The organism is Aggregatimonas sangjinii (assembly GCF_005943945.1).
GTDB classification, from domain to species: domain Bacteria; phylum Bacteroidota; class Bacteroidia; order Flavobacteriales; family Flavobacteriaceae; genus Pelagihabitans; species Pelagihabitans sangjinii.
In genome coordinates this window covers 2,857,114-2,877,033 of sequence record NZ_CP040710.1, presented here as the reverse complement: position 1 = coordinate 2,877,033, position 19,920 = coordinate 2,857,114, and the positions used below count along the sequence as shown (strand labels likewise).

The 19,920-nt window shown below is 43.4% G+C and carries 15 protein-coding genes; 14 read left to right on the top strand and 1 reads right to left on the bottom strand.

All coding sequences use genetic code 11. The annotated features are described in order from the left end of the window. Nucleotides 1-11 precede the first annotated feature (11 nt). Nucleotides 12-464, top strand: a complete 453-nt coding sequence (locus FGM00_RS12035; RefSeq protein WP_138853145.1) for a hypothetical protein — start codon at nucleotides 12-14, stop codon at nucleotides 462-464. Nucleotides 465-550: 86 nt separating this feature from the next. After that, entirely contained in the window at nucleotides 551-1,594 is a 1,044-nt protein-coding gene (locus tag FGM00_RS12030) for a quinone-dependent dihydroorotate dehydrogenase (RefSeq protein ID WP_138853144.1), read from the top strand. A gap of 102 nt (nucleotides 1,595-1,696) precedes the next feature. On the opposite strand, the gene FGM00_RS12025 is transcribed toward FGM00_RS12030, so the two are convergent. Beyond that, entirely contained in the window at nucleotides 1,697-2,119 is a 423-nt protein-coding gene (locus tag FGM00_RS12025) for a Dabb family protein (protein WP_138853143.1), read from the bottom strand. 434 nt (nucleotides 2,120-2,553) lie between these two features. Between FGM00_RS12025 and FGM00_RS12020 the strand changes: the two genes are divergently transcribed. The 12 genes from FGM00_RS12020 (at nucleotide 2,554) to FGM00_RS11960 (ending at nucleotide 19,918) form a co-directional block, all read left to right on the top strand. Next, on the top strand, nucleotides 2,554-3,177 hold the full coding sequence (locus FGM00_RS12020; RefSeq protein WP_138854700.1) for a LysE family translocator: 624 nt from the start codon (nucleotides 2,554-2,556) through the stop codon (nucleotides 3,175-3,177). Between the two features lie 87 nt (nucleotides 3,178-3,264). Beyond that, nucleotides 3,265-4,131: a hydroxymethylglutaryl-CoA lyase gene (locus tag FGM00_RS12015; protein ID WP_138853142.1), complete on the top strand. Its 867-nt coding sequence runs from the start codon at nucleotides 3,265-3,267 to the stop codon at nucleotides 4,129-4,131. Between the two features lie 762 nt (nucleotides 4,132-4,893). Then, nucleotides 4,894-6,183, top strand: coding sequence for a DUF4856 domain-containing protein (locus FGM00_RS12005; RefSeq protein WP_138853140.1), 1,290 nt, complete (start codon nucleotides 4,894-4,896; stop codon nucleotides 6,181-6,183). A gap of 107 nt (nucleotides 6,184-6,290) precedes the next feature. Then, nucleotides 6,291-7,430 (top strand): imelysin family protein, encoded by a 1,140-nt coding sequence (locus FGM00_RS12000; RefSeq protein ID WP_138853139.1) that lies wholly within the window; start codon nucleotides 6,291-6,293, stop codon nucleotides 7,428-7,430. 3 nt (nucleotides 7,431-7,433) lie between these two features. Continuing rightward, nucleotides 7,434-8,801 carry an HTTM domain-containing protein gene (locus FGM00_RS11995; RefSeq protein WP_138853138.1) on the top strand — a complete coding sequence of 456 codons (1,368 nt, stop codon included), beginning with the start codon at nucleotides 7,434-7,436 and terminating at the stop codon, nucleotides 8,799-8,801. After that, nucleotides 8,782-11,253, top strand: a complete 2,472-nt coding sequence (locus FGM00_RS11990) for a TonB-dependent receptor (protein ID WP_138853137.1) — start codon at nucleotides 8,782-8,784, stop codon at nucleotides 11,251-11,253. The genes FGM00_RS11995 and FGM00_RS11990 overlap by 20 nt, the downstream gene beginning before the upstream one ends. A 107-nt stretch (nucleotides 11,254-11,360) precedes the next feature. Then, on the top strand, nucleotides 11,361-11,816 hold the full coding sequence (locus tag FGM00_RS11985; protein WP_138853136.1) for a heme-binding domain-containing protein: 456 nt from the start codon (nucleotides 11,361-11,363) through the stop codon (nucleotides 11,814-11,816). A 115-nt stretch (nucleotides 11,817-11,931) separates the two neighbouring features. After that, a complete protein-coding gene (locus FGM00_RS20075; RefSeq protein ID WP_317130215.1) occupies nucleotides 11,932-12,129 on the top strand; it encodes a hypothetical protein in 198 nt (65 codons plus the stop codon). Between the two features lie 312 nt (nucleotides 12,130-12,441). Continuing rightward, a complete protein-coding gene (gene guaB, locus FGM00_RS11975) occupies nucleotides 12,442-13,914 on the top strand; it encodes an IMP dehydrogenase (RefSeq protein ID WP_138853135.1) in 1,473 nt (490 codons plus the stop codon). A 64-nt stretch (nucleotides 13,915-13,978) separates the two neighbouring features. Continuing rightward, nucleotides 13,979-14,776, top strand: a complete 798-nt coding sequence (locus FGM00_RS11970; RefSeq protein ID WP_138853134.1) for a hypothetical protein — start codon at nucleotides 13,979-13,981, stop codon at nucleotides 14,774-14,776. 577 nt (nucleotides 14,777-15,353) lie between these two features. Further along, nucleotides 15,354-16,241 carry an ABC transporter ATP-binding protein gene (locus FGM00_RS11965; protein ID WP_138853133.1) on the top strand — a complete coding sequence of 296 codons (888 nt, stop codon included), beginning with the start codon at nucleotides 15,354-15,356 and terminating at the stop codon, nucleotides 16,239-16,241. Between the two features lie 32 nt (nucleotides 16,242-16,273). Continuing rightward, a complete protein-coding gene (locus tag FGM00_RS11960) occupies nucleotides 16,274-19,918 on the top strand; it encodes an ABC transporter permease/M1 family aminopeptidase (protein WP_138853132.1) in 3,645 nt (1,214 codons plus the stop codon). The last annotated feature ends 2 nt before the right edge of the window (nucleotides 19,919-19,920 follow it).

Sequence of the window (19,920 nt, the reverse complement as noted above, 5' to 3'; positions counted from 1 at the left end):
TACATTTGAATATGATACATCATGAACGTTTAAAGTCATTTTATGTACTTGTAGGCCTGTTGTTGTCCGTTTTCTTCGGACGAGCCCAAGAGTGTACTCTGGATATTGGTGGAAAGAACCACAATACGATTGTTGATATTTTTCAACTGAATGCCGAACAACAGACGACTATGAAAACCTTAAGGGATGACCTGCAGACTACCCAGCAGGGTATTGAGGAAGAGATTCAAAAACTCTTTAATACGCATCCGCAAAGTACCGAGGCAGAATTGATAGCATTGTCGGATAAATACAAAGTGCTAAAGGAGAAAATGGTAAATGTCTCATGGGAAAGCGATAAGAAATTATTGGAAACTTTCAATCCGAAACAATACGAACGCTACTTGAGTCTTTGTGGTGAGGCATTGCGAAAACCGATTCGTATTATCCCTGTTATGTATAAAGACAGTATAAGTCCGGAATAATTTTACGGACTTGTTGATAAAATCGCCTGAGATAGGAGAAATACTGCTATTCTGTTCGTATTTTTGGCAAAACCTACGGCATTTTCATGTACAAACACTTCATTAGACCGCTCCTTTTCTCCTTAGATCCCGAAAGGGTGCACCACCTCAGTTTTTGGGCGATCGGACTATTGTCGAAATTAGGTTTCTCTAAAGTTTTCAGATCGCTTTATGTGATTAGCGATCCAAGGTTGGAACGTGAGGTTTTTGGATTGAAATTCAAAAATCCGGTCGGGTTGGCGGCTGGTTTTGATAAGGATGCCAAACTCTACAATGAGTTGAGCGATTTCGGATTCGGATTTATCGAAATAGGTACGCTAACCCCAAAGCCTCAAGATGGAAATCCGAAAAAAAGGTTATTTCGGTTAAAAAAAGATCAGGCGATCATAAATCGAATGGGTTTTAACAATAAAGGTGTTTTTGAGGCCGTCGAGAACCTAAAGAAAGAACACCGCGTACTGGTTGGCGGTAACATTGGCAAGAATAAGCTGACCTCCAATAGCGACGCTAAATTAGACTATCTCATATGTTTTGACGCACTTTTTGAATATGTCGACTATTTTGTGGTCAACGTTAGTTCACCCAATACCCCAGGATTGCGGGAGTTACAGGATAAAGAGCCGCTTACGGGATTGTTGATGGAGCTCAAAAAAGAGAATACCAAGATTGCGGCAAAAGTAAATCAAGGAAAAGAAAAACCCATTCTTTTAAAGATAGCTCCAGACCTGTCGGACGAGCAGTTGATGGATATTATCGAAATAGTAGCTGCCACTAAAATAGACGGAGTTATCGCGACTAACACAACAATTTCCAGAGAAGGCCTTGTGTCGCCGCTGGTCGAAACGGAGGAAAAAGGTGGTCTGAGCGGAAAACCCTTAAGAAAACGGAGTACCGAAGTCGTTCGTTTTCTAGCCGAAAAAAGCGATAAAGCATTTCCTATTATCGCTGTGGGCGGAATTCTTGGTCCCGAAGAAGCTATGGAAAAGCTGGATGCCGGCGCGGATTTGATCCAACTATGGACAGGTTTCGTTTACGAGGGGCCTTCACTCGTAAAACGCATTAACAAGGCAATTTTGGAAAAGAGTTCGTAAAGTCTTGCACTTGCGGGAAAATTGAGGTTGCAGAACTTGTCTAGTTAATGATTAATAAATCAAGAGGTTTGCTTGTTTTCTCAAATTTCAAATCGCACAATGCTATTTCGCCCAATAATCCACCACCGTAACATCTTCTAAATGTGGTGTAAGTAGGGCACCGAAGGCCTTATGGTCTGGATGAGGCAGGTAAGTATCGCGATCAGCTTCGCTTTTAAAAGTAAGTAAGAAACAATGGGTGAGCCCTTTGTTCAAACCTTCGGGGCTGTTGTTAAGTCCCCATTCGAAAGAATATATTTCAGGAATTTTATTGGGTAAGTCTGCAAAAGCTGCTTCGATTTCCGCGATTTTTTCAGGTAAAGTGGCCTCTTTAAATTTGAAAAGCACCACATGTCTGAGTACGCTGTCCTTTCTGATGTCCGTCATTTCCGCTTTAATTTTTCTAATATCGTTCCAATTAGACGATATCAGCGTTAGCGAAATCAAGGTAATAAAAAGGGTGACAGCGACATGCGTTAATTTCATGGGAAATTTAGTTTGTAGAAAGATATGAAATTGATAGGCAACTCGGCAATTACCATTCTGGTTTTAGTGCAGTTTCCCGTTTTGGCTTGAATTACTTTCAATCTCACCGCACCCAATCACTACTTTGAGGCGCTCCCGAAAATATTCAGGCAATCTAGGGTATCTATCAAATAGCTAAATAACGTAATGACTTGAGTGTAATATTATAGTTGCCAAAATTTACACACGTTTTAAAACAGGTCGATTCTAGAAATTTTTCTTCGATTCCGTTCTCTTTGATATCGGACCTTTACGATTGATTCAGGTTCTTTAGGGGTACTGGATGTTATTTATATTTTAGGGTTATTTTAGCGCCTGCTATGTCTACAAAAGAATTGGTTATATAATTTGTTAAAAACTTTTCTGATAGACTGACTCAACAATTAATCTGCATGGTGAATTACGAAATTCTCTACGCTTTTATGCTTGCCACCGCTGGCTTGGCGATTTCTCCCGGTCCGGATAATATTTATGTGCTTACCCAAAGCATAACACATGGCAAAAAATTTGGGTTGGCAACCGTTGCGGGGCTCATCTCCGGCTGTTTGGTACATACGACGCTATTGGCCTTTGGCGTTTCGGCCTTGATCAGGGCGAATGACGAACTTTTTTTTACGATTAAAATCTTTGGAGCGGTCTATCTGCTATATCTCGCTTTTCAGGTGTTTAGGAGCGATGCGGCTGTTCAGCTAAACGCCGGGAACGTTCCGAAGGAAAGCCTGATACGCCTATTTCGGCAGGGATTTGTCATGAACGTGCTCAACCCTAAGGTTACGGTGTTCTTCCTAGCGTTTTTTCCTGGTTTTTTGTTCAGCGAGACACTGGATACCGTTGTGCAATTTTATGTGCTAGGATTACTTTTCATGCTGGTGTCCTTCATCATATTTGCTGCTATTGCGATATTAGCGGGAGAGATTTCAACCTACATAACCAAAAATTCAAAGATCGGAATCGTTCTCAAATGGCTGCAGATTTTGGTTTTTACCGGTATCGCCGCCTACCTATTGTTTTCGGATTAATAGTAGTAGTTTTACTTGCGGTTTTGGATATAGGAAATAGAGGTGAAGAAAAACCAGGTTGATCACTGACGTCGAATGGTATGTATCATGTCAAATAAAATAAAAATCATTGAATGTCCGAGGGATGCGATGCAAGGCATCAAGACTTTTATTCCCACCAAGGAAAAGGTCAGGTACTTGCAATCATTGTTGGGCTGTGGTTTCGATACCATCGATTTTGGAAGTTTCGTTTCCCCAAAAGCCATTCCCCAGATGGTAGATACGGCGGAGGTACTTTCCTTTTTGGATCTCACCAAAACCAAAAGCAAACTCTTGGCGATCGTGGCCAATGTTCGAGGAGCCAAAGACGCCTGTACCCATGAACAAATCGATTATTTGGGTTTTCCGTTTTCCATTTCCGAAAATTTTCAGATGCGAAATACCCATAAAACGATTGAAGAATCCGTAGAGACGCTGCAGGAGATCTTCAATTTAGCGGATGCCTCCGGTAAGGAGGTGGTCACTTATATTTCAATGGGATTTGGAAATCCGTACGGAGACCCGTGGAGTGTTGAGGTAGTAGGGGAGTGGACCGAAAAACTGGCGAAGATGGGTGCTCGCATATTGTCCCTGTCCGATACGGTCGGTACATCGACCCCTGAAGTAATCGATTATCTATTTTCAAATTTGATACCCAAATATCCGGAAATCGAATTTGGCGCGCACTTGCATACGACGCCGACCAAATGGCACGAAAAGGTAGATGCTGCCTACAAGGCAGGTTGCAGAAGGTTCGATGGTGCCGTACAGGGTTTTGGTGGCTGCCCCATGGCAAAAGACGAACTGACGGGGAACATGCCCACCGAAAAAATGCTTTCCCATTTTACGGCCCAAAAAGCCGATACAGGTGTCAATTGGATGGTTTTCGAAGCTGCTTATAATAAGGCTACGGAGTTGTTTACTACATATCATTAGATGATTAGGAAATTTGAAAGAATAGGCCAAAGGAAAATTTGTACGGTCAAATTCGATTACGTAGATGGGATTGAAATACGCACCTTAATGTTTAATGCTATTTCCTTTGATACGCCGGCTTCAAGGAACAGCCAAGTCTTTTGAAGCCCTTTTTATAAATCGCTTCAAGAATGATCATCCAGCTATTTTAAACTAATCTAAATAGAAACTATGCCCAAACGATAGTTTAAATTGTTTCTAAACGTTCATGATGCTATATTTAATTGAATAAAAAATAAAGCCATGGCAATACGTTTAGGAAATAGTTGTATCAATTGTGAAAATTTAGTGGAGGGTAATACGTGCAAAGTACATGGTGTACAAGTAGGAAACAGTTACACCTGTGACAGCTTTGAAATGAAAGCCGCCTTAAAAACCGAGCAGAATTGTGTGAGTTGTGTTCGTTTTGAAACGAGCGATTGTGCAAATCCCCAAAAAGCCGCTCCAGGTATGTCGTGTAACCACTGGGCGCCGCAGAGTGCATCAGCTTAGTAGATATAAAATATTTCATCAGAGATAAAGGGCTTCCGAAAGGAGGCCTTTTTTTAGTACTATAAATTTGCCCATCGGTTTATAGATTACCATAATATGGCTTCAATGGGTCCGAAGTGTTAAATCTTTATGTTTATTTAGATTTATTATAAATAGTTTTGTGTGTCTGCAATTCATATAGTAGATTTGTTCATCTATTTAAAACAAGTCTAAATAAAGATAACACTAAGAATGAAAAGAGCTTTTATACTATTGACCTTGGCCAGCGGACTGTTATTTACCGCATGTGATTCGGATGATAATGACCCCATAGGAGCCACCTGTTCCGATGGAATACAGAATGGTGACGAAACCGGAGTGGATTGCGGAGGCTCTTGCACGCCTTGTGAAACGGCAATCGAGAATCCCAGTAGTTATCTATTTGAACGGGATGGGGAGAGTACCGTGAGTTTTAGCGGTCAGACGACTAGATTGCTCATGGGGGATGAAATACTCGGGGCATTTGGTGATGAGATGACCACTGCCGAGCGTATTCAGGCAATGTTCGCCCATGAAGAAGGAGCTGCGGATTTTGAAGATGCCGATTTGAACGCTTCCGATAAAAGTGTTCGCAGTAAGACGGCTGCCTCGGCCGATTTCTTTTCATCGAACGCAACGGATCAAGCATTGATACGCGCAGACTTTGACGGTTGGATTACCGCTCAGGTAACCGAGGTTTTTCCGAATTGGAACGTCCCCGCCGAAGCTGGTACCGCTGGGCAACTCGCCGACGGTTCGTCCACACGATATGTTAGTAGCACAGGATTGGAATACAACCAATTATTCAATAAAGGGCTGATCGGGGCATTGACCGCCGATCAAATTTTGAACAACTATTTGAGTCCGACTATATTGGATGAGGCCGATAATAGAGCGAACAACGATGATGGTGTTGTTGAGGAAGGTAAATCGTATACCACCATGGAGCATAAATGGGACGAAGCCTATGGTTATGTATACGGGTTAAATGCCGATGCCAGTGACCCAAATGCGGATTTGGGCGCGGATAGTTTTTTGAATAAATATATCGGTAGGGTAGAAGACGATACCGATTTTGCTGGAGTCGCAGATGAGATTTTCCAGGCTTTCAAATTAGGGAGGGCCGCGATTGTGGCAAAACAATATGACGTACGCGACGAGCAGGCCGAAATCATCAAACAGAAAATTTCCGAAATTATAGGTATTCGGGCGGTATACTATTTACAGCAAGCAAAGGCACCCCTAACACAGGAAACCCCTGCCTATGGGAGTGCTTTTCACGATTTATCGGAAGGATACGGCTTTATATACAGCCTACAGTTTACCAGAAAACCGAACGCGACCGATGCCTACTTTACCAAAGCCGAAGTGGATGCGTTTTTAATCGATTTGATGGATGATGGTGAAAACGGACTTTGGGATGTAACGCCCGCAACCCTGGATACCATCGCTGCGGCCATAGCGGATCGGTTCGACTTTACTTTGGAACAGGCTGCAGAATAAAAGAATAATAAGTTAATGAATTGTTCATAAAAAAGGCAGCTTCTTTCTAGGTTAGAACAAGCTGCTTTTTTACTTTTGTCTTTAATTAGAATAAATAAAAATAAGCTATGAAGAGGATTTTAGGAATGCTACTCTTGTTGACTCTGGTTTGGGCCTGTTCTTCGGATAATAGTCCGACCGTCGACCCGCCAGAAGAAAGTAAGCCGGATGTGGAGGAAGTCAGTTTTGCACGTGGTCCGATGCTGATCAATTGGGCCGACAATATCATTATTCCTTCTTACGAATCCTTTTCAGAGGAGATGTCAGGGTTGACCGCTTCCTTTGAAACCTTTAAAACGGACGCCAGTACCACAAATCTAGTTGCTTTTCGGGAAGCCTGGCTCTCCGCCTATAAAAGTTGGCAGCACGTGGCTCTATTCGAAATAGGCCCTGCGGAAATAGCGGACCTTCGGTTTAGTATGAATACGTATCCGACCGATACGGCGAAAATCGAAGAACATATGGCTTCTGGAACATATGATCTGACCCTTTCTTCAAATAGGGACGCCAAGGGGTTCCCGGCCTTGGATTATCTGATCAATGGTCTTGAGGTGGGTGATCAGGAAATAGTCTCTAAGTACAACGGAGCTGATAAAGATGCCCTCATCGCCTATGTAGAAACGGTTTTAACAGATATGAAAATACGTTCGGATCAAGTTTTGGCCACTTGGAAAGATAGTTACCGCGCGACCTTTATTGCCAATGATGGTGCTTCCGCCACAGCCTCGGTCGACCGTTTTGTGAACGATTATATATTCTATTTCGAGAAGTTCTTGAGAGCGGGTAAGATGGGAATTCCATTAGGTGTGTTCTCGGGAAGTCCGCTTCCGGAAAAAGTAGAGGCGGTTTACAAAGGGGATATTTCCAAAACGTTGTTTTTGGAGGGCTTGCAGGCGGTACAGGATTTCTTCAACGGCACCCACTTTAGTTCCAGCGTCAGCGGTGAAAGTTTGGCCTCTTATTTAGATGCGTTAAACAGCGTGAAAGACGGTGAGGATCTTAAAGCCGCGATTAACGACCAATTGAACGCGTCGCGAGAAATGGTCGGTGCCTTGAATACGTTTCGAGATGAGATAGAGAACAATTCACCGCCGACGAACATGCTGTTGGCATATGACGAAGTGCAGCGTATCGTTCCTCTTTTAAAGGTGGATATGGTGTCGGCCATGAGTATCAGTATTGATTTTGTCGATGCCGATGGCGATTAGAAAATGATATCCCTAAGAGAAAAATATATCTTTAAAAGCGTAGAGGCCGCCCCACTGGCGGTCTTTCGCATTTTGTTCGGCCTGATGATGCTGCTCAGTATCGTTCGGTTTTGGAGCTACGGTTGGATTCAAAAATTATACATTGAACCGAAATTATTTTTTTCCTATTACGGTTTCGAATGGGTAAAACCTCTTGGAGATTATACGTATTTGATTTTTTTAATATGTGCCCTTTCTGCCATTTTTGTAGCCGTCGGTTACAAATATAAACTTGCCATACTTACTTTTTTTCTCAGTTTTACCTATATCGAATTGATGGATAAAACAACCTACCTCAACCACTATTATTTTATAAGTGCGTTGAGTTTTTTGATGTTGTTTCTTCCAGCGAATGTGTATTTCTCCGCAGACGCCAAGCGCAATCCCAAAATTGCATTTCAACGGGTGCCTGCATGGACGTTGAATAGTATAAAACTCCTTTTGGGCATTGTATATTTTTACGCTGGTTTGGCTAAATTGAATTCCGATTGGTTGTTCAAGGCCATGCCCTTGAAAATTTGGTTACCCTCCAAATTCGACATTCCCCTATTGGGCGATTTGCTGAGTCAAGAATGGGTGCAATATGCTTTCAGTTGGGCGGGGGCCGGATACGATTTGGCGATTCCGTTTTTATTGCTTTACCGAAAAACACGCGTCATGGCATTTGCCCTGGTTGTCGTTTTTCATGTATTGACAAGGGTCTTATTCCCTATCGGTATGTTTCCGTACATCATGATTATCTCTACCTTGATTTTCTTTGATGCGGGTTTTCATCATAAAGTACTCGCATTTATTTCTAAGATATTCGGAATAGCAAAACGTACTTACGATACCAACAAAGACCTTCTTAGGAAGAATGGAGGTCTACCGCAGTTCAAATACGTCGTGATCATTCTGTTTTTTGTCTTTCAGTTGCTAGTGCCTTTCCGTTATTTGCTCTACCCCGGAGAGTTATTTTGGACGGAAGAGGGCTATCGCTTTTCTTGGCGGGTAATGCTTACCGAGAAATCGGGCTATGCGCAATTCAAGGTAGTGGATGGGGAATCGGGTAGGTGGTTTTATGTCGATAACACCGATTTTCTTACTCCGTTTCAAGAAAAACAAATGGCATTTCAATCCGATTTTATGCTGGAATTCGCACATTACCTCAAAAAACATTTCGAGAAAGATGGCCATAAAAACGTGCAGGTTTATGTGGATAGCCAAGTAGCCTTAAATGGTAGATTGAGCACCACTTTTATCGACCCTACAGCGAATCTGGCGCAGGAAAACGAGTCTTTTGAACATAAAAAATGGATTATCCCTTTCAAAGATGACATTAAAGGATTTTAGATATCTCATAGTACTGTTGCTATCATTTTCAGGGTGGGGTCAAAATGCCATTACTGGGAAGGTATCCGACCAAGAGGGGAAACCTTTAGCGGAGGTGGAAGTATATCTGAAAGAAATTCAAAAGCTCACGTATACGGATGCCACCGGCAATTTCACCTTTTCCGATATCGCGGGAGGCAAGTTTACCATTGTTGTTTTTGCCTATGAATATGCGGTCTTTGAACAGGAATTGACCTTTGACAGGCCTATGAATCTCAAGATTCAACTTAAACCCTTGGAAACCGAACAGCTGTCTGAAGTCGTCTTGACCCAACAACGCGAACGCATATTCGCCTTACAGCAATTAAAGAAAATAGAGGGTACCGCGATTTATGCCGGAAAGAAGAGTGAGGTGGTTTTATTGGATGGCATCACAGGTAATCTGGCCGCGAACAATCCACGACAGATCTACAGTCAGGTGGTCGGGCTGAATATCTATGACAATGGCGATGCAGGCTTGCAATTGAATATTGGTGGTAGAGGATTGGACCCCAATCGTACAGCCAATTTCAACACCCGTCAGAATGGCTATGATATCAGTGCCGATGTTTTGGGATATCCCGAAAGCTATTATACTCCGCCGGCAGAGGCCCTTCAAGAGATTCAAATTGTGCGTGGTGCGGCATCCTTGCAGTACGGGACACAGTTCGGGGGCTTGGTCAATTTCAAATTCAAAAAGCCGAACCCAACTAAAAAAATCGAATGGACATCACGACAGACCCTCGGGTCGTACGATCTGAAAACGAGTTTCAATAGTTTAAGTGGTACGGTGGGCAAATTCAGTTATTACACCTATTTTAATTATAAAGAGGGAAATGGGTTTCGACCGAATTCCGAATACAACAGCAGAAACTATTTTGCGCATTTGGGCTACCAACTTTCCGATAAGACAAAACTTACTTTAGAGACTACCTTTTTAAACTATTTGGCAAAGCAACCAGGTGGTTTGACGGACGCCCAATTTCTGGACGATCCTACATTTAGCAATAGGGAACGTAATTGGTTCGATGTTGATTGGAAATTGTATTCCCTGCGGATAGATCATAAATTTTCATCCAAAACTGATTTTAGCCTGAACCTTTTTGGATTGGACGCATCTAGGAAAGCTTTGGGATTCAGGACGAACCGGGTTTCCCAAGCAGACGACCCTGAGGAGCCCAGGGAGTTACTGGTCGATAATTTTCAAAACTGGGGGGCAGAGGCCCGGGTTTTAACAAGGTATAAATTGTGGGGCAAAGAATCCGCACTATTATTAGGTTCTAAATTCTACAAAACCCAAAACGACCAACGGCAGGGGCCGGGAAGTAATGCCTTCAATGCTGATTTTAATTTTGCCGACGACGAATTTCCCAATTACGAAAGGCAGTCCCAGTTTGACTTTCCGAACTTGAACGTGGCCTTTTTCGGAGAGAACATCTTCAACCTGACCGACAAGCTGACGGTCACCCCGGGTTTTCGTCTGGAACACATTAAAACGGAAAGTGCAGGAAGTTATAAAAATATTGTATTGGATTTAGCGGGAAATCCGTTACTGAACGAGGAAATCGAGGACAATAGGACTTTCGACAGGACTTTTATTTTGCTAGGCGTTGGTACGACGTACAAGGCATCACCGAGCATCGAGATATACGGTAATTTTTCTCAGAACTATCGATCTGTCACCTTCAGTGATATTCGGGTCGTAAACCCATCCTTTCAAGTCGACTCCGATATTACCGACGAAGATGGCTTTACGGCGGATTTGGGATTTCGTGGAAGATGGAAAGATTTTTTGGCTTATGATATTAGTGGTTTTGGCCTTCTGTACGATAACCGTTTGGGCGAGGTGTTAAAGAACGAAACCCGCACGAACGCAGCTGGTGAAGAAATAGAAACAGGGCGTATTATCCGTTTTCGGGGTAACATCGGTACGGCATTTATGTACGGTCTGGAAAGTTTCGGGAATTGGAGTTTAAAAGAAACATTCCTTCCCAACGCTCAAAATTTAAAATTGAACCTCTTTATGAATTTGGCCTTGACCCGATCGGAATACCTTTCCTCCGAAGAAAACAATGTCGAAGGGAATCAAGTAGAATTCATTCCAGCCGTTAATCTTAAAACAGGATTGAACTTCGGGTACGAAAATCTACTTGGTAGTTTACAGTATACCTATTTAGCGGAACAATTTACGGATGCTACGAATGCACCGCAAGACCCTAATGACAATCAGAGAGGTATTGAAGGAACTATTCCCGCCTATGATATTTTGGATTTTTCCTTATCGTATACCTACAAAAAATGGAAGCTCGAGGCAGGCATCAACAACGTTTTGAACAATAGTTATTTTACGCGAAGGGCCACGGGTTATCCCGGGCCGGGTATCATTCCGGCCGAACCGAGAACATTTTACACCACACTACAATTTAAACTTTAAGTTTTACGGTGTCCCGTTATAGTGAATTTTGTGTGGAGTGCAGAAAGCAAAACAATGAACTCAAGATGAGTTCAATATAAACAGATATCTAATCAAAAATCAGAAATATGAAAATTGTAAAAACGATTTTAGTCTTAGGCCTAGTGGCATTGGTGTTGCTTCAGTTTTATCGTCCTGAAAAAAACGTGGCGGAGTATCGCGATGTGGCCTCCTTTGAAGCGGAAACCAAGCCGTCTGCAGAAATAAAAGCCATTTTAGAGAGCAAATGCTATGACTGCCATAGTAACAAGACCGAGTACCCTTGGTATGCAGAAGTTGCACCCTTTTCGCTTTTGATCGCCGATCATGTGGAAGAAGGCAACGAACACTTCAACGTTTCGCAATGGGATAGCTACAACGCGAAAAAACGGGACCATAAACTGGATGAACTTATTGAAGAGGTCGAAGAAGGCCACATGCCGGAAGATTCCTATGCCTGGATACATGGCGGACTTACCGAAGCGGAGAAGGAAGCGTTGATGGCTTGGGCCAGGCAGGCGAGAACCAATTATGGCATTAACTAAGCTTTTTTGAATGCGGTATCATCCATGGCTTTCCGATTTCCCTAAGAAAATCAAAGTTTTTATCGGTGCCTTTAGAATCATCTTGTCCGTAGGGTTTTAAACAGGACTTTTATTCGTGTCCCGAACAAGCACGATTTCTCCCGATGGCATCGTAGAGAACTACAACGGTAATGAGAACGATGAGTACGCCAGAGTGATGAAGTTCAAGAAAAGTGAACGGGAAATGCTGACGATCGTACATACCCATATCCTAATCAATGGCACTTATTTTTTTCTTGTTGGGCGTTTTGGTATGGTTAACGGCGCTCCCTAAAAAGTTAAAACGCTTTCTAACGGTCGAACCTTTTTGGTCCGTCTTGCTTACATTCGGGGGTATCTATTATTTATGGACAGGAATACGTTGGATGAAATATATCGTTATCCTTTCTGGGTTTTTAATGACCGCGACCTTTACGATTTCCGCTATATCGGTAGTGTGCCGTCTATGTTTAAAAAGTACTGAAAAATCCCAATAAATTTCAATTTCAGTAGAGCATCGACCACCTTTATTCTTTAGGCTATAAACGCTGCGGTCTTTCCTCTTATTTTTTCACTACATTTGCACGCAATTAATCCTTTAATTGCTATGGAAGCTCATCTCAATAAAATTGTCGGCGAAGGCCTTACCTACGACGACGTTCTCTTAGTCCCCGCCTTTTCAGAAGTACTTCCACGCGAAGTCAGTATCCAAACAAAATTCACACGAAATATTACGATTAATGTACCAATCGTTTCCGCCGCTATGGATACCGTTACGGAATCCCGTATGGCCATCGCCATCGCCCAAGAAGGGGGTATAGGTGTTCTGCACAAGAATATGACCATCGAGCAGCAGGCCATTAAAGTCCGCAAAGTAAAACGTGCCGAAAGCGGAATGATATTGGACCCCGTTACCATGCCCCTTAATTCCAAGGTAGGGGATGCCAAAGCGAATATGAAGGAGCACAGTATCGGGGGAATTCCAATTGTTGATGATGCCGGAAAGCTAATCGGTATCGTGACCAATCGTGATTTGCGATTCGAAAAGAACAATGAACGGCCCATTTCGGAGGTGATGACCGCTGAAAATTTGGTGACCGCCGCTGAGGGTACATCACTTTCGGAAGCTGAGGATATCCTACAAGAACACAAAATAGAAAAATTACCCGTGGTGGATACCGATAATCGACTCATCGGTTTGATTACGTTTAGAGACATTACAAAGCTTACCCAAAAGCCAAATGCCAATAAGGATAAATATGGTAGACTGCGCGTAGCGGCAGCTCTAGGTGTCACGCCCGATGCGGTCGATAGGGCCGAAGCTCTCGTCAATGCTGGCGTAGATGCAGTGGTAATCGATACGGCCCATGGTCATACCAAAGGCGTAGTGGCCATATTGAAGGAAGTCAAAAAGAAATTCCCCGACCTGGAAGTCATCGTAGGGAATATCGCTACGGGCGAAGCGGCAAAATATTTGGTAGATGCAGGCGCCGACGCCGTAAAGGTCGGAATCGGTCCAGGCTCGATTTGTACCACGCGGGTAGTTGCCGGAGTCGGCTTTCCACAATTTTCGGCAGTACTTGAAGTGGCAGCGGCCATTAAAGGAAGTGGGGTGCCGGTAATTGCAGACGGTGGTATTCGATATACCGGTGATATTCCCAAGGCGATAGCCGCAGGGGCCGATACGGTCATGCTCGGCTCGTTATTGGCAGGTACGCAAGAGTCCCCTGGCGAAACCATAATCTACGAGGGACGAAAATTTAAATCCTATCGGGGTATGGGCTCGGTAGAGGCCATGAAGCAAGGATCAAAGGACCGTTATTTTCAGGACGTAGAGGATGACATTAAAAAATTGGTGCCCGAGGGCATTGTAGGTCGCGTCCCCTACAAAGGAGAATTGTACGAAAGTATTCACCAATTCGTGGGCGGACTACGAGCTGGTATGGGCTATTGTGGTGCAAAGGATATAGCCACGCTTCAAGAAACGGGTCGTTTTGTTAAGATTACCGCAAGTGGAATCAATGAGAGCCATCCGCACGATGTTACGATAACCAAGGAATCTCCGAATTACAGCAGGTAGTGCAAGAATTTTTGCAGTAAGCCCTTGTTTTGTAATATTTCCGTTAGCTTAGTAAAAAAAATCTATGAAAAGCAAGGCAATCAGCATCGCTCTTGTGTTTTTTGGCATGGTCTTTATCGGGTGTACAACCGATGATGAAACCGCGGAAGACAAAACGTGTAGGATAAGCACGATTACTTCGGATGAATTTATCTTTAAATTCAACTATAACGTAGACGGGAATTTATTCTTTATCAACCAGGATTTTTTGCAGCTGGATACAGATCCCATTGCCCTGAACCTTTATGTCAGAGCTATTGGGCAGGATTCGATAATCTACGGAAGGTTTACGAACAGTTTTACCGCCGATACCCCCAGATTAACCACCAAATATGAAGACGAGGTACTGACCACGGTAAAAAGATTGAGCGCTTCAGGGATATTGCTAAGCACGATGCATTTTGAATATGGCGAGAGTACCACTCGTATTCTCCTTGAACCTGAAGATGGCAATCCTGATGTTTATGGTGACTATTTTTTTGATGGGGATGAAAATGTTATCAGAGTTGAAAAGTACGTTTACGACGAGGAAGGCGAGGAAGCAACTTTATTTGAAGTAGTGGACTATACGTATGACAGTTTCAACAACCCGTGGAAGGGGCAAGTCTATCCGCTTTTGTTCTGTACCGATTTGCCCAACGCAAAATACTTTTCCTCGAATAATGCGCTTACCGAGATAGTAGGTGCTGAAACCATGACTTTCAACTATAGTTACGATACCGATAATAAAACGGTAATGGGCGATGTGGCAATTTTCAATACCTGCTCGACAAGCAATGTAGCAGCGAACGAGACGTATGGCTATATCGATTGTGACGACTAAAGGGGGTCATAGTTTGAAGTACGCCTTATAACATCAAATGGAACGAGCTCCGAACTAACGGAATCTTATTTTCGCTTGGCGCGTACCTCAAAACATCTCATGCCCAAATAGAACTCCCGACTTTTAATGTTGAACGCTTAGATAAGGCGATGACCTGAATATTTTTCTATCGCGCAGCTTCGTAAAATTTTAATAAACTACCCCTTAAAACTGAAATCCAAAATTTTTATTGGACCTGAACGAGGGCATCTCGCTGTTCGTCATATGGTGGTTTTTAATCATTCCGAACCGCTACTTTCCGACATGTATTCGGCTTGTATTTCGTGAAAAACGCTTTAAAGTGTAACTTAATTGGCCGAAAACGGTCATATAGGAATATCAGGACAATTTAAGAGAAACTGAAGGTAACCCGCATAAGTTTACTCGAGGTGACAGAAATGCAAGCCATAGGTGTTATTTCCCCAAAAGATAGCTACGTTAAAAGTTTTATATTTAACCGGCAGTGAACACAGGTATAAAAGTTCATTTCTTACTCTTGTCCATACTGAAAACGAACAACCAACTAATCGATTTACACATGAATTTACAAATTGAAAACCTAAGCAAAACCTATTCCAACGGCGTACAGGCATTAAAAAATGTCAACCTTACCATTCCCATGGGAATGTTCGGTCTTTTGGGCCCTAATGGTGCAGGTAAATCTTCTCTTATGCGCACCTTGGCGACATTGCAACAAGCAGATACTGGCTCGGTATTTTTGGGTGATTTGGATGTGCTGAACGAGAAGGAAAAAGTTCGTAAAATTTTGGGCTACCTACCACAGGAATTCGGAGTATACCCTAAAGTCAGCTCCTACAACATGCTCAATCATATTGCTTCCCTAAAAGGTATTTCAAGCAAAGGGGAACGAAAAGATCTGGTGGAGTCATTGCTGACAAAAACCAACTTATGGGATGTACGGAACAAGAGTCTTGGTAGTTATTCCGGAGGTATGAAGCAACGGTTTGGTATTGCCCAGGCCCTGATCGGCGATCCTAGGTTGATCATTGTAGATGAACCTACGGCGGGTCTTGATCCCGCGGAACGGGTACGATTTCATAATCTTCTTAGTGAAATTGGAGAGAATACCATCGTAATCCTTTCGACGCATATTGTTGAGGATATTTCAAACTTGTGTAACAATATGGCTATCATTTGCTTGGGCGAAGTGGTGGTAAAAGGAAATCCCGCCGAACTAACTCAAGATGTCAAAGGCCGTATTTGGAAGAAAGCCATCGATAAAACGGAGCTAATTACGTATCAGTCGGATCTTAAGGTAATCTCAACACATCTAAAAGCGGGCCAGACCGTTATTCACGTCCTAAGCGATAACCAGCCCGACCCTTCCTTTGAGGCCAGTACGGCTAATCTCGAAGATGTGTACTTTGCCGAGATTACGGCGCGAATGGAAACCGTTTCCGCTTAATTGTTCTACTAACCGACTAAAAAAGCACAATTATGTTTAAGGAAATTTTTCTATTTGAAATCAAATACCGACTTAAAAGACCCGCTACTTGGGCATATTTTGGCATTTTATTGTTGTTCGGCCTTTTTGTGGCCATAGGGGACAACGGGCCGGCATCTGAGAAGGTCTTCGTAAATGCGCCAGCGGCCATAGCGACCACTTTGATTACCATCAGTATTTTCGCTATTATGATAGCCAGTGCCATTATGGGTGTTCCGGTATACCGCGACATCGAACACAAGACCGAGAACTACTACTTCTCCTATCCTATCTCTGAAAAGGGCTATCTAGCTGGTCGCTTTTTTGGGTCTATGGTCATACTATTTTTGGTCAGCCTCGGGTTGTTATTGGGGCTGATAATCGGTTCTGCCGTAGGGCCATACATGGGTTTTGTCGAGCCGGAACGCTATACTTCACTTACCTTATGGCACTATATTCAACCCACTCTTACATTATATTGGACCAACTTGTTCTTTACGGGCTGTATATTTTTCGCCTTGGTCAGTTTGACCAAAAAGGTCATGCTAGCCTATGCTGGCGGTGCTATTCTTTTTATAACCTATCTCGTCACCTTGACCTTGACCCAGGATATCGACAACAAGACCCTCACCAGCTTGTTGGATCCGTTTGGGTTTAATAGTATGGGCAACCTTATCGAATATTGGACGCCCGAGGAACAGAATACCCGCTTGGTACCCATGGAAGGAATGTTGTTGTGGAACCGTCTGCTATGGCTTGGAATGGGGGTCGCTCTTTTTTTAGTGACCTTGTTCAAATTTGATTTTCAGTCGTTTCTCAACAAAAATTTTGGCAGTAAAAAGAAGAAGACCGCGATTGCCGAGATAAAGAGCGAAGCGGCCCTAACCAAGATACCAGCTGTGAACAAGGTGTTTAGCAGAGGCTTGAATGTAAAGCTAATCTTCAAGCTTGCTGCAATGGAATTCAAGAACATTATTTCCGACAACTTTTTCAAGGCCATTTTAATTGCTGCGGTAGGTTTCCTGTTTTTTGATGGATGGTTCGGTGCTCCGGTCTACGGTACGCCCTCATTACCTTTAACCTACTACATGCTCGAGGTAAAGAACTTTACCTATGTTATTTTGATTTTCATCCTAATCGTATTTATGACCGGGGAGGTACTGCATCGGGAACGGGGCGTAAATTACGACCAGATATTTGGTTCATTGCCCATACCGAATCGCATTGTTTACGGTTCAAAGTTCTTGGCTTTGACCATGGTCAGTTTTATTCTCGTCAACATGATTTTGGTGAGTGGAATGCTGAACCAGGTCCTAAAGGGCTATTTTAATTTTGAATTCGGCCGTTATTTTACCGACTTGTATTTATTCGAATTACCCAAGTACATCAGTTTTGTGATGCTGGCTTTCTTCGTACACTCCGTCATTACCAAAAAGTTCTTGGGCCATGTGGTGGCCATTGCTGTCTGGGCATTGCTGTTCGGACTCAACTCATTGGCCGATATCGATAATAATCTGTACCTCTACAGTTATTCCCCTAGCTATACGGTAAGCGATATGAACGGTTTCGGGCATTTTGCTCCGGCCTTATTATGGTTTAAAACCTATTGGCTGGCCTGTGGTGCCTTATTAACCGTAATTGGCTATCTCTTTTGGAAACGGGGTACTGATTCCGGAAGAAAGGCCAGATGGCAACTTGCCAAAAGTAGAATGAACTGGAAGTCCATTGGTTCCCTAGTACTGCTATTGGTTATTTTTATCGGAACGGGCGCTTTTATCAATCACAACACCACAACTATTAACAAGTACAGAACCGATGATGAAGGCACCATCGGTCAGGCCGATTATGAGAAAGAGTTGGCCAAATACGACAGGATCGCACAACCGAAGGTCATCGATATCAAACTGAAAGCAGATTTGATTCCTGAAGAACGTGCCGCCAATATTAGTTCTGTTTTTAAGATGGTGAACAAAACCAATGAGACCATCGATCAGCTGCACCTGAATTGGGGCGCGGAAGGGTTACTGAAAAAAGAAGTGACAGAATTCCTTATCGAAGGCAAAACGCCCAAATTGTCAAAGGAGTACGATAAATTCGGTTATCGGATTTATGATTTTAATCCGCCCTTGGTACCTGGCGATACCGTCACAATGAAACTGGGCGTCGCGGCATCCTATAAAGGGTTCCCCAACGAGGGTAGCGGTTCGGGCATAGTCTACAATGGTACTTTTTTGAACGACGGTTTTTTCCCCTCCTTCGGATATAGTCCCAATGTGGAACTGACCAGTGACCAAGACCGCAAGAAATATGACCTCCCGGTAAAGGAGTACCAGCTCCCCGAACAAACCGATGCTTGGGGCACCAGCAACCTTCTCTTCAACGATGATGCCGATTACATCACTTTCGAAGGAACGGTAAGTACTGCTCCTGATCAAATCGCCATACTGCCCGGATACCTCCAAAAAGAGTGGGAAGAAAATGGGAGAAAGTACTTCACGTACAAAATGGAGGGGGAGATGGACTTTTTCTACAACATTTCCTCAGCGGCATATGCCGTACATCGCGAAGTTTGGACAGGTAAGAAAGGGGAGAAGGTGAATATTGAAATCTTTCACCACCCCACCCACGATTACAATATCGACCGCTTTGTGAACGGGGTAAAGAAATCGCTGGACTATTTTACGGAGCATTATGGTCCGTATCAGTATCGTCAGATGCGTATTTTGGAATTTCCGAGGTACAGCAGTTTCGCGCAGTCATTTCCGAATACGGTGCCTTTTGCGGAAAGTTTTGGCTGGGTAGGCGACTTTAGCGACCCCGATGACCTTGACTATGTGTTTACTGTAACCGCGCATGAGGTGGCGCACCAATGGTGGGGGCATCAGATTACCCCTTCCGCTACGCGGGGTGCAAATCAGATATCAGAGACAATGGCGGAGTATTCTTCCCTAATGGTCATGAAAAAGGAATACGGGGTCGATGCCATGCAGCAGTTTTTAAAGGAGGAGCTGGACCGTTATTTACGCAGTAGGGCCAACGAAAGCAAGTTTGAGAAAACCCTTCTGGACAATGATACCCAAGCGTATGTTTGGTACCGCAAGGGTGGCTTGATTTTGTATGCCTTGCAAGATCTTATCGGGGAAGACAATTTGAATCGCCAGTTCAAAGCGTATACCGAGGCCGCCCGTTTCAGACCGGAGGCTCCGTTTACGACGACCACCGAATGGTACTCCTACTTAAAGAAGGCGACTCCTGATAGCTTACAGTACTATTTAAAGGATAGCTTTGAAAAAATTACGCTCTATTCCAACAAGACTACCAATGCGACCTATACGAAGAATGCCGATGATACCTATACCGTTACCATCGACGTAGAAAGTGGCAAGACCTATTACGATGGTCTCGGTAAAACCCTGGAGTCGCCTACGAGTGTGAATTTGTTAGACATTGCCGTTTTTGAAAATGATACGGTCAACGCAAAAGGTCTTACGGTAAAGCGACCATTGGAGTTGAAGAAGGTTTGGGTGAAACCAGGAACATCGACCCATACCTTTACTGTGGATAAATTGCCGGTAAAAGCGGGTATCGATCCGTATAACAAAATGATTGACCGTATTCCCGACGACAATCTGATAGAAGTTGAAGTAGAGGATGAGTAGTA

Bases quoted from the DNA above. Each gene is read 5' to 3' on its own strand.
- FGM00_RS12030 (WP_138853144.1), top strand. From the start codon at position 551: ATGTACAAACACTTCATTAGACCGCTCCTTTTCTCCTTAGATCCCGAA.
- guaB (WP_138853135.1), top strand. From the start codon at position 12,442: ATGGAAGCTCATCTCAATAAAATTGTCGGCGAAGGCCTTACCTACGAC.
- FGM00_RS11990 (WP_138853137.1), top strand. From the start codon at position 8,782: ATGACATTAAAGGATTTTAGATATCTCATAGTACTGTTGCTATCATTT.
- FGM00_RS11985 (WP_138853136.1), top strand. From the start codon at position 11,361: ATGAAAATTGTAAAAACGATTTTAGTCTTAGGCCTAGTGGCATTGGTG.
- FGM00_RS11970 (WP_138853134.1), top strand. From the start codon at position 13,979: ATGAAAAGCAAGGCAATCAGCATCGCTCTTGTGTTTTTTGGCATGGTC.
- FGM00_RS12015 (WP_138853142.1), top strand. From the start codon at position 3,265: ATGTCAAATAAAATAAAAATCATTGAATGTCCGAGGGATGCGATGCAA.
- FGM00_RS12005 (WP_138853140.1), top strand. From the start codon at position 4,894: ATGAAAAGAGCTTTTATACTATTGACCTTGGCCAGCGGACTGTTATTT.
- FGM00_RS11960 (WP_138853132.1), top strand. From the start codon at position 16,274: ATGTTTAAGGAAATTTTTCTATTTGAAATCAAATACCGACTTAAAAGA.
- FGM00_RS12000 (WP_138853139.1), top strand. From the start codon at position 6,291: ATGAAGAGGATTTTAGGAATGCTACTCTTGTTGACTCTGGTTTGGGCC.
- FGM00_RS11995 (WP_138853138.1), top strand. From the start codon at position 7,434: ATGATATCCCTAAGAGAAAAATATATCTTTAAAAGCGTAGAGGCCGCC.
- FGM00_RS12025 (WP_138853143.1), bottom strand. From the start codon at position 2,119: ATGAAATTAACGCATGTCGCTGTCACCCTTTTTATTACCTTGATTTCG.
- FGM00_RS12035 (WP_138853145.1), top strand. From the start codon at position 12: ATGATACATCATGAACGTTTAAAGTCATTTTATGTACTTGTAGGCCTG.
- FGM00_RS11965 (WP_138853133.1), top strand. From the start codon at position 15,354: ATGAATTTACAAATTGAAAACCTAAGCAAAACCTATTCCAACGGCGTA.